We start from the raw sequence: 15,052 nt of genomic DNA, 5'->3' as shown, positions 1-15,052 counted from the left end.
GACCCCAGGTTTTTCTTATTCATAGGTTACAACTGTAACGTCACCTTTGTCATACTCAGCGATAAAGATATTGGCTACATTGTCATGCCCTTGTTTGCCGAGATTATCAATCAACCACTCTTCGCTACAGCCAAGCGATTCCAAGACTTCTACTTGGATAACACCATCAGTCACAATTAGATACTTAGGATTTTCATCTCCCATTTGGACCACGATGAGTTGGTCATTTTGCTCCTGCACAGCTCGTTCAACTTGCTTCATCTGGAAAATCCCTTGGCTACGAAGTTTGAGGGTTACATCCACCCCAAACAAATCAACCGAACGACAGGCTTCTAGGTCAATCTTCTCATGTTTGATGAGGAGAGTTGGCTTACCATCAATCAAACATTTCACAAAACGAATATTATGAAGCCACTTGAGGGTCAAAACCAAAATAGTCCACATCAGTAAAATCACCTCGTACTGCAAAATGCTGATAGAACTATTGTAAATCACCCCACCAATGATAGCACAGAGAACATAATTCTGAATTTAATCTGTCGCAGAGTTAGGTGCTAAGTTCCCCTTTCCTGTCACATTGATAACAAAACAAGTGAGAAGAGCCCCAAGGCCAGTTTGATTAAAATTTCCATATAGTTGAGTGTCATTTGCTTACCTCCACCAACTCAATAGCGTCTGTTTGATGCAATTCTAATTTCTCTAAAAGATACTTGTCTGGTTGGCTCCCATTCATAGCGCGGTAGAAATTTGAACCCACCTTGATTAGCGCTCCATCAGTGGCTGCAGAAGTATTGACGTAAACTTCTGATTTATCCACTCCCAAGTCTTTGGAAATGACCTCTATGAAATGAAGGGAAGTTTGAAATTGATTGTTAGAGGCTTGATTGGTCTGGTATTTTGAAATTGTCACCAAAAGCATGACCACTAAGGTCAGGGCCAAAATCATGACCAATTCCCGAAACTTAGTCCCCTTTTTATCCCGATAAGCCTTAAAAGCAAAAAATCCTGTGATAGCTAGGAGCACAATCCCAAAGCCAATCATGATTCCATTTTGCTGACTGATTTGGCTAAGCACATAGTCATATGAGTAAAATTTCATTTATTTTCACTCCTTTTCATAAAATCATTCTTCATTATAAACGAAAGAGAGTGATTTTTCAAACCATACGTTGGGGAAATAGACCTATCAGACCAACTTCTCAAACTAATGACTCCAGTAGCTATTTCAAGATTCTGATTTTGATAATTGATAAGAATAGACACTAGGAATTATCACTGCAAAGAAAAGTGTCAAGAAAAACACCCAGTAAACATATAGTTGCACAAAGGAATTTAGAAACAATAACAATCCTCCTAACACCCAAATTTTTCCAGCTAATCGATGTGTTTTTCTCCAGTTTTTATCACTCTCCAAGGTCCACGGAAGTCGAATACCGATTATATAATTTCGGTGTGTTTTTGGTAGATAATTTCCAATTACGATCATCAAGACTCCCATAAAAATCTGAGCTAGAAGCCCACTCATCATGGAATACCCCAAAGATTCTCCGTAGATAGAAATCATTGATAGACAAGATACAAAAGGAATAATCCAGTAAATCAAAACTTGTATTTTTGAACTGATATTGCTAGATTTAGGATCCTTAATCATTAAAAATAGAAGCAACCAATGCATCAAAAGCATGAGAGCAGGCAATCCAAAGATAGCAAATACTTTATGATTGTAGCCATCTGCTTGACCCAGTAGATTAAAATGGGTGGGCATCTTCTCTGGCAATTGATACCAGAAAACACAACCTACAAGGGAAGATAGTAGGATGAGAATACTCGTAAATAATAGCAATTTCTTATTGATTTTTATCTTCATCTAAAGATCTCCTTTCAAATCTGCTAACCACACCATCATATCCTCTAAAACCGATGTATTTAACTCATAATAAATAAAGTTTTTTTCTTTCATTTCATGAATCAAATCCGCTGCTTTCAAAATCGTGAGATGGTGTGAAATAGTTGCATTAGTCAACTCGAATTGACTGGCAATTTCTCCTGCAGATAATCTACCTGCTTTTAGTAAATTTAAAATCTCTCTCCTAACTGGATGAGATAAGGCTTTAAAGCTATTTGCAAAACTCATAATGCCTCCTTTCCCTTTGTAATATTAGTAGGGCTAGGAATAAGCAAGGTAGAACTGATAGCATTCCAGTCGGTGATGGGCCTAAAATCAAGAGGCTTGAAACTTTTTCTCCTGGTAATTGAAAGAGTAACCCAATACCTGCAGTTGCATTGATTGCCCCATGAAATAGGGCAGAAGCCCAGATAGAACCTGTCTTTTCCAACAACCAGCTTAACAATATTCCTAGGCTAAAACAAAATAGAAACATAGCAACAACTCCCAAAACGGGATAAGCAAAATAAGTAAGGCCATAATTATATCCTTGTAAATTGATTGGTAGATGCCAAAGACTCCAAATGAGACCAAGCAAGACATGAGTCTGGACTATTGAAAAGCGTCCTCTTAGAGCTGGGTAAAGATAGACACGCCAACCAATTTCCTCTCCCAATGCAAAGAAACTATTAAGAAAAGGAGCGTAGGTCAAACTAGATAGGATTTGAATCAAAGCCAAGAAAGATAAGGGAATCGGTGATTGAAGGACTCCTTTTTCTTGTAAAATAGCTTGAATAGATTCAAAACCAAGGCTGAAATTACTAGGGAATACAAGAAAATAAAGTCCCGCTCCTAAAAAACTGATGACTGCTGGTAACCAGATAGCTAGTAAGTAAAAGCTCCAGTTCCTCTTGAGATTCACGACTAATTTAGATTTGATTCCACTAGGTTGATTCGTGATTTTCCCTGAGAGAAAGACTGCAAGCGCAGGCATCCACATGGCTACAATACTAGCAAGTTGACTCCATGGAGAATTTAGACCAACACCACTTAGCCATAGTGACAACCATATTATCCAAGCAAGGGCATAAGTCAAGACCACAAAAAGAAGGATTGATCTCTTATTTGACATATATGTAACTTCACTTTCTATTTAGATGTTTTTCTAAATAACATTATACACCTTTCTATTCTAAACACAAGAACTATTTAGATTTTTTTCTAAATAGTTTAGGGAATTTTTATTTTCTCAGGATAAAGTCTAAAGAGTAATTTTTCAAACCATACGTTGGGGAAATAGACCTTTTTTTGGTATAATAAAATCTATAATCTGAATGAAAAAGGTAACTTTATGAAACTTATCTCATGGAATATTGATTCCCTCAATGCTGCCCTAACTAGTGACTCAGCTCGTGCCAAATTGTCCCAAGAAGTCCTACAAACCTTAGTCGCTGAAAATGCTGATATTATCGCTATCCAAGAAACCAAGCTTTCTGCCAAAGGGCCTACAAAGAAACACTTGGAAATTTTAGAAGAACTCTTCCCAGGATACGAAAATACGTGGCGCTCTTCCCAAGAACCTGCCCGTAAAGGCTATGCTGGAACCATGTTCCTCTATAAGAAAGAACTTGCACCAACTATCAGCTTCCCAGAAATCGGTGCCCCTTCTACCATGGACTTAGAAGGTCGTATCATCACTCTAGAATTTGATGATTTTTTCGTGACCCAGGTTTACACACCAAATGCTGGTGATGGTTTGAAACGCTTGGAAGAACGCCAAGTCTGGGATGTCAAATATGCGGAGTATTTGGCTGAACTAGACAAAGAAAAACCAGTCCTTGCGACCGGTGACTACAACGTAGCCCACAATGAAATCGACCTTGCAAATCCTGCTAGCAACCGCCGTTCACCTGGATTTACCGACGAAGAACGTGCTGGATTTACCAACCTTTTGGCAACTGGATTTACCGACACCTTCCGCCATATTCATGGCGATGTTCCAGAACGCTACACTTGGTGGGCACAGCGCAGCAAGACTTCTAAAATCAACAATACAGGCTGGAGAATCGACTACTGGCTCACAAGTAACCGTCTCGCAGACAAGGTCACTAAATCTGATATGATTGACTCAGGAGCTCGCCAAGACCATACACCGATTGTCTTGGAAATTGACCTCTAAGGAGAAAGCGAATGGACTATCAAGCTGTCATTCCTGAATTTGTAGTATCTGACATCGAAAAATCACTCCACTTCTACTGCGACCTGCTAGGATTCTCTGTCAAATACGATCGTCCAGAGGAGAAATTTCTCTTCCTCTCGCTTGAAGACTGCCAGCTAATGCTAGAGGAAGGAACCCCCGAGGAACTGGCTAACCTTACCTACCCTTTTGGAAAAGGTGTCAATCTATCCTTTGGTATAAAGGATGTCCCACAACTTTATCAAAAAGTGATGGAAGCTGACTATCCTATCCATCGTCCCCTGACAAAAAGAGAATTTCGAGTAGGAGATAACTTTATATATCCCCATGAATTTGCGATTTTGGATCCAGATGGTTATTTTTTAAGATTTAGCGAGTAGAATAATAAAGGTTTAGCAAAAAATATTTCAAATCAGAAAAAGGCATATTGTCAGGTCTTGAAAAATCTTGATAATATGTCTTTTATGATGAAAAAATCTTCTAATACTCTTCGAAAATCAAATTCAAACCACGTCAGCGTCGCCTTACCGTACTCAAGTACAGCCTGCGGCTAGCTTCCTAGTTTGCTCTTTGATTTTCATTGAGTATAAATGTTAGCCAATAAGTTGATTTTTCCCCATTTTTATTATATTTGTTCGTTTTTTAAAACCAAAATACTAACAAAATAGTTGATTTCTAAAGTCATTCGGTGTAAAATAAAAACATTGGCTCAAGCCTATTTTAAATTAAATATCATTTTACTTGTTTATGTCGTGAATTGGCACGACGTTTCTACAAGGTGCCGGAACACCTAACAATAAGTAAGTCAGAGTGAGGTATGGTCGTTTTTGCCATGCCTATTTTGGGGACTTACTTAGAGATTAAGTAAGTCCTTTTTCTATTTCTTGCTAGAAACTATAAACAAGCAAATGGATTGGCTTTTAGACTTTAGGAGGTCTTATGAAATTATTAGAAGAGCGCATCCTCAAGGATGGGCATATCTTGGGTGATAACATCCTCAAGGTAGATTCCTTTTTAACCCACCAAGTTGACTTTAGCTTGATGAGAGAAATCGGTAAGGTTTTTGCGGAAAAATTTGCTTCTGCTGGCATTACCAAAGTCGTAACCATTGAAGCGTCGGGTATTGCCCCAGCCGTTTTTACAGCTGAAGCCTTAAACGTTCCCATGATTTTCGCTAAAAAAGCTAAAAACATCACTATGAATGAAGGCATCTTAACTGCCCAAGTTTACTCCTTTACCAAGCAGGTAACCAGCACCGTTTCTATCGCTGGAAAATTCCTCTCACCAGAGGACAAGGTCTTGATTATCGACGATTTCCTTGCTAATGGCCAAGCTGCCAAAGGCTTGATTCAAATCATCGAACAAGCTGGTGCCACAGTCGAAGCTATCGGTATTGTGATTGAAAAATCCTTCCAAGATGGCCGTGATTTGCTTGAAAAAGCAGGCTACCCTGTTCTATCACTCGCTCGTTTGGATCGTTTTGAAAATGGTCAGGTCGTATTTAAGGAGGCAGATCTCTAATGCAAACTCAAGAAAAACACTCGCAAGCAGCCGTTCTTGGCTTGCAGCACTTACTAGCCATGTACTCAGGATCTATCCTGGTTCCCATCATGATTGCGACAGCCCTTGGCTATTCAACTGAGCAGTTGACCTACCTGATTTCCACAGATATCTTCATGTGTGGTGTGGCAACCTTCCTCCAACTCCAACTCAACAAATACTTTGGGATTGGGCTACCAGTCGTTCTTGGGGTTGCCTTCCAGTCGGTAGCTCCCTTGATTATGATTGGGCAAAGCCATGGTAGTGGCGCTATGTTTGGTGCCCTTATCGCATCAGGGATTTACGTGGTTCTTGTTTCAGGTATCTTCTCAAAAGTAGCCAATCTCTTCCCATCTATCGTAACAGGATCTGTTATTACCACGATTGGTTTAACCTTGATCCCTGTCGCTATTGGAAATATGGGAAATAACGTTCCAGAGCCAACTGGTCAAAGTCTCTTGCTTGCAGCTATCACTGTTCTGATTATCCTCTTGATCAACATCTTTACCAAAGGATTTATCAAGTCTATCTCTATTTTGATTGGTCTAGTTGTTGGAACAGCCATTGCTGCTAGCATGGGCTTGGTTGATTTCTCTCCTGTTGCAGCAGCACCACTTGTCCATGTCCCAACTCCACTCTACTTTGGGATGCCAACCTTTGAAATCTCATCTATTGTCATGATGTGTATTATCGCAACGGTGTCTATGGTTGAGTCGACTGGTGTTTACCTAGCCTTGTCTGATATCACGAAAGACCCAATCGACAGCACGCGCCTTCGCAACGGATACCGCGCAGAAGGTTTGGCCGTACTTCTCGGAGGAATCTTTAATACCTTCCCTTACACAGGATTTTCACAAAACGTTGGTTTGGTTAAATTATCAGGTATCAAGACTCGCCTGCCAATCTACTACGCAGCTGGTTTCCTGGTTCTCCTTGGACTCCTTCCTAAGTTTGGTGCCCTTGCTCAAATCATTCCGAGCCCTGTCCTCGGTGGTGCCATGCTGGTGATGTTTGGTTTTGTATCCATTCAAGGGATGCAAATCCTCGCTCGTGTTGACTTTGCTAACAATGAACATAACTTCCTTATCGCAGCTGTTTCAATCGCTGCAGGTGTCGGACTCAACAACAGTAATCTCTTTGTCAGCATGCCGACAGCCTTCCAAATGTTCTTCTCAAACGGAATCGTCGTAGCCAGCCTACTCGCCATTGTCCTCAATGCCGTATTAAATCATAAAAAGAAATAAGAAAAAGAGGTGTGAGCCTCTTTTTTTGTTTATCACAAATTGATTATAAATACTATCAATCCCAATTCCCATCTAATATTTCTTTTATAAACTTCTTAGGCATCCAAAAGGAGTGTTTTGTAATCCTACGTCCATCTGGAAGTTCATCTGTATCAGATAATGAGCCTTTCCCAACAAATTTTCCTTTTTCAATTTCATAGTAAGCATTGGTAGCATGTAATTTCGTAAATAGAATTCTATTTATCTTACTTTGAGGGAAATTAGTTGAAACTTTATTACCATTTTGAGTTAATTTAACTCCGTCAGAAATAATTTGTCTAGTTTCCTGCCACACTCTTTGGATTTCTTCTAATTGTCTATCCTGAAATCCCCAAAATTTGATAGAATCTAATACAAATAGCTTAGGTTCAATTTCCTTAAAAATAACGAAAAGGAATCGTTTATTATAAATTTCATTATAAACATGTGATGATTCCCAACTATCTGTTGCTGCTAATTCTTTAAAACAATAAGTTTTAAATGGAGAGTCTTCCTTAGGTAAATTATTCTTATCTACTCGAATAACTCTCAAATTCATGTTTGCTTTTTGAAATTCTTTGGTCTTATCCAAATCCCCTGTCAAGCCTAAAATTTTTCTAATCAGAGTACTATTCTTACCTTTTGCCTTGGGATTCACTTCAAATCTATCATATAACTTTTGTTCAGAGAAACCTTTGTAGGAAAGAATCTTCTCTGCAATAACCTCAGTAAATGACTTTTTTTCACCCCTAAAATTAGCCAAAACACTTTCTTGATCTGATTGGTTAAAAATTTTATGATTAATCAGATAGGTCATATAACTTGATTTTAATTCCCAAGCTCTTTGTTTTGCTAATTCATGACTAAATGGTTGCTGTCTTAAATCCTTTCCTTTACCTGTACCTTTTGTACAAGTTGATAAATAGTTTCCATCTGATTCTGATAATTCATGTGCCCTTCCATTTTTGATTTTATCTATAATCTTCTGATAGTCTTCAAGGATGACTGCCATATCCTCCTCAAACCATTCATATAAAAATATTTTTTCAATGACATAGTCCTTCATTGTTTGATTGGGAATTAAGCCATTGTAAAACAATAACAAAATCTTTGCACATTTTTTCCATAAATGAGTGGAGTAAAAATCCTCTAAATTTTCCTCCATATAGTTTAGTATTGTTAATACAAGTCGTTCTTTTGCACTAAGTGTCCCATTTTTGTTTATCTTAAAAGGAGTAACTTTTAACTCTACACCTATTTTTTCAAAGTCAGCTTCCGAGTCACTATTTGGCTGGTAACCATAGAAATATTTTTCAATATAATTTCCATACTGCCCTTTTGACTTCATACTAATTGCTTTATCTTGTACCTCAGAGACTACTCTATCATTATAATCGTCATATGATTTATAAAGCGAACGATTATACTCCTCCATAACATCGGAAAATTTTCTATTTAATAGTTTGTGAGAATATTCAATAACACTATCGATATCTTCATCGTTATAGTTAAATAAGTTTTGATCCATTTTCTTCTCCTATCTTTTATATTATATCAAATTAAACTAAAGCAAACATTAATACTTGATCAATCATTGAAAATAGTATATAATGGATTAAACTGTAAAAAAATGAAGGAGAAAAGATGAAAGTTCTCGAACTATTTGCTGGAGTTGGCGGTTTTCGGATAGGATTAGAAAATGCCGATAAGCAACTCTTTAAAACAAAATGGGCAAACCAATGGGAACCATCTCGTAAATCTCAAGACGCATTTGAGGTCTATGATTATCACTTCCCCAATAGCGAAAACATCAATATTAGTATCTCTGATGTAACAGACGAACAATTTTCCAAAATGGATGCCGATATGATTGTCGGTGGTTTTCCTTGCCAAGATTACTCTGTTGCGCGTAGCAAGAAAGATGAAAAAGGTATTGAAGGAAAAAAAGGAGTTTTATTTTGGGAAATCATTAGAGCAACTGAAATCATTAAACCCAAATACTTAATTCTGGAAAACGTGGATAGGCTTTTAAAAGCGCCCTCAAAACAGAGAGGACGTGATTTTGCAATCATGCTAACAGCTTTTAATAACCTTGGATATTCTGTAGAGTGGAGAGTTATTAATGCTGCTGAGTATGGAAGAAGCCAACGAAGACGTCGTGTATTCTTTTTCGTATATCGAAATGATATAGTCTTTGCCCAAAAAAATGACAATCTTTACGAAAAAAATGAAGAAATCTTTGAAGATAATAGGTATGATGACTATATTTTCAATCAAGGTCTATTTGCAAAACAATTTCCTATTAAACCTATAGCAGTTAAAAATCGTCATGTGTTTTATGAGTTACCAAATGATATAGTTGAAGTTTCAGATACTTTTACTGGTACTGTTTGGAATACAGGAATTATGAGACATGGAAAATACTATTCTATTGATACAGAACCTAATTACAATGGCAATCCTATCACTCTAGGAGAAATTCTTCAAGATGAGTCTGAAGTACCTGAAAAATATTTTTTAACTGATCAGTCAAAATTGGAAAAATTTCAATATCTTAGAGGACCTAAGAAAATTGAACGAACATCCTCTGACGGACATCAATACATCTATTCAGAAGGAGGAATGTCCCCTTATGATGATTTAAACCTTCCAGGACGAACAATGCTTACATCCGAAGGAACAGTTAATCGTTCCACACATTTATTATTTGTAAACAATAAATATAGATTAATTACACCCATTGAAGCTGAACGCCTTCAGGATTTCCCAGATGATTGGACAGCTAAAAAGAAATTGTCAGATGGATCTATTGTAGAGGTATCTGATAAAATGAGAATGTTTTTTATGGGAAATGCTTTGGTTACTGAGATTGTAAAAGAAATTGCTAAATTTATTAAAAAAATTGATTAATTTATCTGAAACTAAAAAAGAGGTGCGAGCCTCTTTTTTGTGTGACAAAATAAAAACATCTATCTAATCATATATGCTAGTGTCATAGTTCTGAAAATCATCTGAATCAAGAACAATTTCACAACTCTTATACTTTTCTCTTACAAGTCGTTCGGCTTCATCTGGATTTTCAGCCTCTATACTTACTAAACGTGATAAAGTTTCTGTAATTTCTACTGTATACTTTTTCAGTTTTAAATTGCTTTCCAATCATTCACTTATTAGCAATAATCTATATAGTTTTGGGCTTTCCAACCACTCTGGTAATTCATCTCCATATTCCCAGCTATATTTTTTATTCAATAAAAAAAGTTGTTTCTCATCACCAAACTCCATATTTTCAGACAACCACCTCACACAATCAGGGTCTGATAAAGTATAAACCATTACACATAAGTTTTCATAATTTCCGATACTTTCCTCTACCTTTAAATTCTATTATTTCTTTGTCTCTTAATATTTGAAGCTGTTGCCTAATCTTTTCTTTGATATGATTGTTCTTAACAAAGATATTTTTTAGGTCACTTTCAAAACGATACATATCTTCAAGGGTAAATTCTGAACCCTCTATCTTATCTATACAATTTAGAATTTCTATTGTCCAACCTCTTACTGAAAGAGAGTTCTTCCTTAAAAATAAACTTTGCTTAAATTCTTTTGTAACTTTTTCTGGATCTCTAACTTGTCCATTTTTCACAAAAAATATTCTTCCTTTAGAAAGTACTTGTGATAAATCAATGTTACAACCAATCCAACCTGCTCGTCTAGCAGTTGGCGCAAGTGGCTTCCTTTGAATAATTGATTTCGGTGTAACAAATTGCTTCGGAAGGACAAGAAAATTATTTACCTCAAAATTTTTTGTATAAGTTAAAAAAGAAATTAGGATTATTATCTACCTGCACACGCTCCATCATCGTTGCATAAGCACCATCATTGATTGTTGATGAAAAATTTCCTTTTTTGCTCTTTAGTTCAAACTCCTCACTACAATGATTACAGTAAAAATCTGCTACAGGTCTATTATTTTCAAAATGATTTAAAGGATTTTTCCCACAATTAGGGCAATAAGACTGACGATAAACCCAATCCTCCATTAAGATACGTGCCTTCTGACTATTACTTTTATAGGTTTCTACTAGTTCTAAATTAAATTGTAATTCCATTTAAAAATTCCTCACTAATATGAGAATTCACTCGATATAAGCAATTAAAATCTACTATAACTAGTATACCACATATATGTACCTATTACATTTGTATTTCATCATTCTCTTTTATATTTCCTTCTCACATATCTCATAAAATATACCCTAGTTCTTGAGCTAATTTTAAAGAAAAAGCATAAAATTGAGCTATATTCGCTGGTATGGTAATTGCCATGGCAAGTCCACCTGGTAATCCTGCAACAACAGAAGTCCCACTCGCTAATAAAACATTATCCCTAATACAGACATTAGCCACTCGATCTAAGATTTCTTAAGATAAGAGAGACGTTGGGCCTTGTTCTAATAAGGTAGGAATGTCCTGTGAATCTAATTCTTTGGAAAACTTATCCACTAAAAACTTCGAACGATCAACCTTAACAACAGGTAGTTTCACCACTTGTTGCAATACTTGCATAGCTAAGTCTTGTTCAGCCATATAAATACCTCTTTCTCTTGTATCTTTATCTCATAATATCACACTATCTAAATTTTATAAATCTTTTTAATAATTTTTAATACTCTTCGAAAATCAAATTCAAACTACGTCAGCTTCACCTTGCCCTACTCCAGTACAGCCTGCGGCTAGTTTCCTAGTTTGCTCTTTGATTTTCATTGAGTATAAGTCTAGAAAGATTCCCCCATCATGTTTTATTGCCTTTTTCTCCACCAAAAAAGAGGGTTGCCCCTCTTCTTTAGTTCTTATCCAGATTGCGTAGCATCTCGTCAATCTTGTTTCCATACTCGATGGACTCGTCTTTGACGAAGGTCAAATCTGGGATTTTGTACAATTTCAAATTGCGACCAAGTTCACGTTTGATGGTACCAGTTGCTTTTTCAAGCCCGATTTGGACTTTTTGGATATCCGAAGCAAGGTTACTCAAAATGGTGTAATAAACCTTGGCAACAGACAAGTCACCCAGCATCTGAACATCTGTGATGGTCACACCTTGGACACGTGGATCACGGACTTTCTTTTGCAAAATCTCATTGACTTCACGCTTGATTTCCATGCCCACACGATCTGTACGGAAATGATTTGCCATGATATTCCTTTCTCTACTTTGAACCAAAAGCTAGGCCAGCAGACCTAGCTATTTTTATTAGATAGAGGAACTAGAGCCATTTGAATCTAGGAAACAAGCCTTAGATAGAACTGAAGTTCATCAAGGCGCTGTTGACGACGAGTCAAATGAGCTATCGTTTCTCTATTATCTCTTGATTTCTTCCATGACATAGGCCTCAATCACATCATCCATCTTAATATCATTGTAGCCGTCGATCATCATTCCACCTTCACGGCCGTTTGTAACTTCCTTAACGTCGTCTTTATAGTGTTTCAAGCTTGCGAGTTCACCATCATAGATAACGACACCATCACGGATAACACGGACTTTAGAGTCACGGGCAACCTTACCGTTGATAACCATAAATCCACCGATAGTTCCCACTTTAGACACCTTGAAGGTTTCACGAATAACTGCTTCACCGATAACTTTTTCTTCGAATTCTGGATCAAGCATCCCTTTCATGGCTTCTTCCATCTCTTCGATAACCTTATAGATAATGCTGTGGAGACGAATTTCCACATCGTCAGCTTCTGCTTGTTGACGAGCTTGTGGTGTAGGGCGTACGTTGAAACCAACGATAAAGGCATTTGAAGCTTCGGCAAGGGTCACATCAGATTCATTGATAGCACCGACCGCTGAGTGGACGATGGTCACTTTGACACCTTCCACATCGATTTTCTGAAGTGATGCAGAAAGGGCTTCAACAGAACCTTGTACGTCAGCCTTAATGATAACGTTAACAGACTTGAGTTCACCAGCTTTAAGGGTATCAAAGAGGTTTTCAAGGCTAACACGTTGGGTAGCTTGACGTTGTTTCATGAGGGCACGTTTGGCACGCTCTTCACCTGCTGCACGCGCAGATTTTTCATCTTCGTAGACAGCAAAGTGGTCACCCGCCATTGGCGCTTCGTTCAAACCTGTGATTGAAACTGGCGTTGATGGACCTGCTACCTTAACACGACGACCAAGGTCATTGGTCATAGCACGGACACGACCGAAGGTATTTCCGACAACGATTGGGTCTTGAACATTCAAGGTACCTTGTTGAACAAGAAGGGTTGCGACCGCACCTTTTCCTTTATCCAAGCGCGCTTCGATAACTGTACCGATCGCACGCACTGTTGGGTCTGCCTTGAGTTCTTGAATTTCAGCTACAAGAAGGACTGTTTCCAACAATTCTTCGATGTTTTGGTTGAATTTAGCTGAGATTTCAACAAATTCAGAATCTCCACCCCAAGCAGTTGACATAACTCCATGCTCTGCCAATTCACCGATAACGCGTTCTGGGTTAGCACCTGGTTTATCAATCTTGTTGATAGCTACGATGATTGGAACATTGGCCGCTTTTGAGTGGTTGATGGCTTCGATAGTCTGAGGCATAACCCCGTCATCTGCCGCTACGACCAAAATCGTAATATCGGTAACAGAAGCACCACGCGCACGCATAGATGTAAAGGCCGCGTGTCCCGGTGTATCAAGGAAAGTAATCTTCTTGCCATTTTCCACGATTTGGTAGGCACCGATATGCTGAGTGATACCACCTGCTTCACCTGTCGCAACACGAGAATTACGAAGGGTATCTAGGAGTGTTGTTTTACCGTGGTCAACGTGTCCCATGATAGTTACAACTGGTGGACGCTCAACCAATTCATTTTCATTGAGATAACCATCTTCGACAAAGAAACGTTCGATGTCAGCATTATCCACTTCAACCTTTTGTTTGGCTTCGATACCGTAATCCACCATGAGGAGTTCGATGGTTTCCCCATCCAAGGATTGGTTTTGTGTGGCCATGACACCCATCATAAAGAGTTTCTTAACGATTTCAGCTGGTTCACGTTTGATACGTTTTGCGATTTCCGCAACGGTCATACCATCTGTATACTCAAATTCTGTTGGCAATTCATGGAATTTACGCTCTGTAACAGGTTTTGGAGTCTGATTACGGTTGTTCTTGTTATTGCCTTTTTTGTTCTTTTTGTTGTTATTCCAGTTACTATTCTTTTGATTTCTCACTTGATTTTGACTACTTCGATTCTTTTGTTGTTTTCTAGGACCATCTTCTTCGTGATCATAATCGTCACGATTTTTGTCTGGTCGAGCTTGTTTCTTACGACGTGTATCCACTGGCGCTTCTTTAGCTACAGGAGCAAGTTCAACCACTGCTTGAACTTGCTGTTCTTGTTGCGCTTGTTCAGCTAACTTAGCCGCTTCTTCAAAGATTTCCTCTGGTTCCTTGCGTTTGTTAGCTTGAGCCAAGGCTTCTTTAGCAGCCTGATACTGCTTGAAACGTTCCTCACTTGAACGTGCATATTCAGCATTTTGCTCTGCTTTTAGGGCTGCTGCACGGGCTTTAAAGTCAACACGTGGAGCCGCTTGATTTGGACGTTTATCCTCTTGTTGACGGCGTTCATTTCCTCGATTTTGCTGACCTTGCTGTTTCTTAGCTTGATCATTAAAGCGACGATTATCGCGGTTGCCTTGACCTTGTTTTCCACCATTGCGACCGTCGTTTTTCTGACGGTTTCCGTTTTGTTGTTGGTCACGGTTATTGCCCTTATTTTGCTTGCGTCGTTCTGCCTGTTCTTTGGCACGAGCTTCACGCTCAGCCTTGAAATTACGACTTTGCGGTTTAGCTGCTACTTTTTCTGTTTTCGGAGCGACTGGCTCAGCAGGTTTTGCCTCTTCCTTAGCTACAGCTGGTTTAGCTGGCTCAGATTTTTCGGCTTTCTTTTCTGCACTTACTTTTGGTGCTGCAGGTTTTGCTTCTACTTTCGGAGCAGCTGCAGGCTTAAAGCTGGCAGCAATTTTTGCAGCGACAGCTTCTTCCACACTTGATGAGTGGCTTTTCACATCCAAGCCCAACTCTTTTGCACGCGCTACAACTTCTTTACTTTCTTTTCCAAGTTCTTTTGCGATTTCGTACAATCTTTTCTTAGACAAATCAT

General features: G+C 38.3%; 12 protein-coding genes, 4 pseudogenes and 1 riboswitch. Of the genes and pseudogenes, 5 read left to right on the top strand and 11 right to left on the bottom strand.

Translation table 11 applies throughout. The features are described from left to right. Nucleotides 1-15: 15 nt before the first annotated feature. The 5 genes and pseudogenes from HT691_RS02000 to HT691_RS01980 form a co-directional block, all read right to left on the bottom strand. Nucleotides 16-647: pseudogene (locus HT691_RS02000) on the bottom strand (DUF421 domain-containing protein). Then, a complete protein-coding gene (locus tag HT691_RS01995) occupies nt 644-1,099 on the bottom strand; it encodes a DUF3290 family protein (protein WP_023932595.1) in 456 nt (151 codons plus the stop codon). The pseudogene HT691_RS02000 and the gene HT691_RS01995 overlap by 4 nt, the downstream one beginning before the upstream one ends. 126 nt (nt 1,100-1,225) lie before the next feature. Then, nucleotides 1,226-1,867: an SdpI family protein gene (locus HT691_RS01990; RefSeq protein ID WP_023932593.1), complete on the bottom strand. Its 642-nt coding sequence runs from the start codon at nt 1,865-1,867 to the stop codon at nt 1,226-1,228. Continuing rightward, entirely contained in the window at nt 1,868-2,134 is a 267-nt protein-coding gene (locus tag HT691_RS01985; RefSeq protein ID WP_023932591.1) for an autorepressor SdpR family transcription factor, read from the bottom strand. Next, nucleotides 2,118-3,017 carry a type II CAAX endopeptidase family protein gene (locus tag HT691_RS01980; RefSeq protein ID WP_023932589.1) on the bottom strand — a complete coding sequence of 300 codons (900 nt, stop codon included), beginning with the start codon at nt 3,015-3,017 and terminating at the stop codon, nt 2,118-2,120. Before HT691_RS01980 ends, HT691_RS01985 begins: the two co-directional genes overlap by 17 nt. A 219-nt stretch (nt 3,018-3,236) precedes the next feature. On the opposite strand from HT691_RS01980, the gene HT691_RS01975 reads away from it, so the two are divergent. The 4 genes from HT691_RS01975 to HT691_RS01960 all read left to right on the top strand — a co-directional run bounded on the left by HT691_RS01975 (nt 3,237) and on the right by HT691_RS01960 (nt 6,865). Then, nucleotides 3,237-4,064 carry an exodeoxyribonuclease III gene (locus HT691_RS01975; protein WP_031243250.1) on the top strand — a complete coding sequence of 276 codons (828 nt, stop codon included), beginning with the start codon at nt 3,237-3,239 and terminating at the stop codon, nt 4,062-4,064. Nucleotides 4,065-4,075: 11 nt separating this feature from the next. Further along, on the top strand, nt 4,076-4,462 hold the full coding sequence (locus HT691_RS01970) for a VOC family protein (protein ID WP_023932587.1): 387 nt from the start codon (nt 4,076-4,078) through the stop codon (nt 4,460-4,462). Nucleotides 4,463-4,803: 341 nt separating this feature from the next. Then, nucleotides 4,804-4,899, top strand: a riboswitch (purine riboswitch). A 122-nt stretch (nt 4,900-5,021) separates the two neighbouring features. Beyond that, on the top strand, nt 5,022-5,603 hold the full coding sequence (locus HT691_RS01965; protein WP_000770416.1) for a xanthine phosphoribosyltransferase: 582 nt from the start codon (nt 5,022-5,024) through the stop codon (nt 5,601-5,603). Next, complete coding sequence (locus HT691_RS01960) at nt 5,603-6,865, top strand: nucleobase:cation symporter-2 family protein (protein ID WP_004256021.1); 1,263 nt, start codon at nt 5,603-5,605, stop codon at nt 6,863-6,865. The genes HT691_RS01965 and HT691_RS01960 overlap by 1 nt, the downstream gene beginning before the upstream one ends. Before the next feature lie 55 nt (nt 6,866-6,920). Here the strand turns inward: HT691_RS01960 and HT691_RS01955 are convergent, their stop codons facing one another. Then, the gene (locus HT691_RS01955; protein ID WP_023932585.1) at nt 6,921-8,411 is read right to left on the bottom strand and encodes a Sau3AI family type II restriction endonuclease; all 1,491 of its coding nucleotides are present in this window, start codon (nt 8,409-8,411) and stop codon (nt 6,921-6,923) included. A gap of 116 nt (nt 8,412-8,527) precedes the next feature. On the opposite strand from HT691_RS01955, the gene dcm reads away from it, so the two are divergent. Continuing rightward, entirely contained in the window at nt 8,528-9,793 is a 1,266-nt protein-coding gene (dcm, locus tag HT691_RS01950) for a DNA (cytosine-5-)-methyltransferase (RefSeq protein ID WP_172923206.1), read from the top strand. A 63-nt stretch (nt 9,794-9,856) separates the two neighbouring features. Here the strand turns inward: dcm and HT691_RS11230 are convergent. The 5 genes and pseudogenes from HT691_RS11230 to infB form a co-directional block, all read right to left on the bottom strand. After that, a pseudogene (locus HT691_RS11230) lies at nt 9,857-10,237 on the bottom strand (DpnD/PcfM family protein); the annotation flags it as partial. Further along, nucleotides 10,233-10,995: pseudogene (locus HT691_RS01940) on the bottom strand (DpnI domain-containing protein). The pseudogenes HT691_RS01940 and HT691_RS11230, both read right to left, overlap by 5 nt. A 139-nt stretch (nt 10,996-11,134) precedes the next feature. Next, nucleotides 11,135-11,473, bottom strand: a pseudogene (locus tag HT691_RS11225) (hypothetical protein); the annotation flags it as partial. Between the two features lie 256 nt (nt 11,474-11,729). Continuing rightward, complete coding sequence (rbfA, locus tag HT691_RS01925; protein WP_001273597.1) at nt 11,730-12,080, bottom strand: 30S ribosome-binding factor RbfA; 351 nt, start codon at nt 12,078-12,080, stop codon at nt 11,730-11,732. A gap of 165 nt (nt 12,081-12,245) precedes the next feature. Beyond that, the gene (gene infB / locus HT691_RS01920) at nt 12,246-15,047 is read right to left on the bottom strand and encodes a translation initiation factor IF-2 (protein ID WP_000039199.1); all 2,802 of its coding nucleotides are present in this window, start codon (nt 15,045-15,047) and stop codon (nt 12,246-12,248) included. Nucleotides 15,048-15,052: the final 5 nt, after the last annotated feature.

The sequence above is a fragment of the Streptococcus sp. 477 genome (assembly GCF_013277295.1).
Lineage (GTDB): Bacteria > Bacillota > Bacilli > Lactobacillales > Streptococcaceae > Streptococcus > Streptococcus pseudopneumoniae.
Note: the sequence above shows the minus strand (reverse complement) of the source record. Positions and strands in the feature narration are given on the sequence as shown.

Coding starts and splice junctions, on each gene's coding strand:
- HT691_RS01995 (WP_023932595.1), bottom strand. CDS start 1,099: ATGAAATTTTACTCATATGACTATGTGCTTAGCCAAATCAGTCAGCAA.
- HT691_RS01990 (WP_023932593.1), bottom strand. CDS start 1,867: ATGAAGATAAAAATCAATAAGAAATTGCTATTATTTACGAGTATTCTC.
- HT691_RS01985 (WP_023932591.1), bottom strand. CDS start 2,134: ATGAGTTTTGCAAATAGCTTTAAAGCCTTATCTCATCCAGTTAGGAGA.
- HT691_RS01980 (WP_023932589.1), bottom strand. CDS start 3,017: ATGTCAAATAAGAGATCAATCCTTCTTTTTGTGGTCTTGACTTATGCC.
- HT691_RS01975 (WP_031243250.1), top strand. CDS start 3,237: ATGAAACTTATCTCATGGAATATTGATTCCCTCAATGCTGCCCTAACT.
- HT691_RS01970 (WP_023932587.1), top strand. CDS start 4,076: ATGGACTATCAAGCTGTCATTCCTGAATTTGTAGTATCTGACATCGAA.
- HT691_RS01965 (WP_000770416.1), top strand. CDS start 5,022: ATGAAATTATTAGAAGAGCGCATCCTCAAGGATGGGCATATCTTGGGT.
- HT691_RS01960 (WP_004256021.1), top strand. CDS start 5,603: ATGCAAACTCAAGAAAAACACTCGCAAGCAGCCGTTCTTGGCTTGCAG.
- HT691_RS01955 (WP_023932585.1), bottom strand. CDS start 8,411: ATGGATCAAAACTTATTTAACTATAACGATGAAGATATCGATAGTGTT.
- dcm (WP_172923206.1), top strand. CDS start 8,528: ATGAAAGTTCTCGAACTATTTGCTGGAGTTGGCGGTTTTCGGATAGGA.
- rbfA (WP_001273597.1), bottom strand. CDS start 12,080: ATGGCAAATCATTTCCGTACAGATCGTGTGGGCATGGAAATCAAGCGT.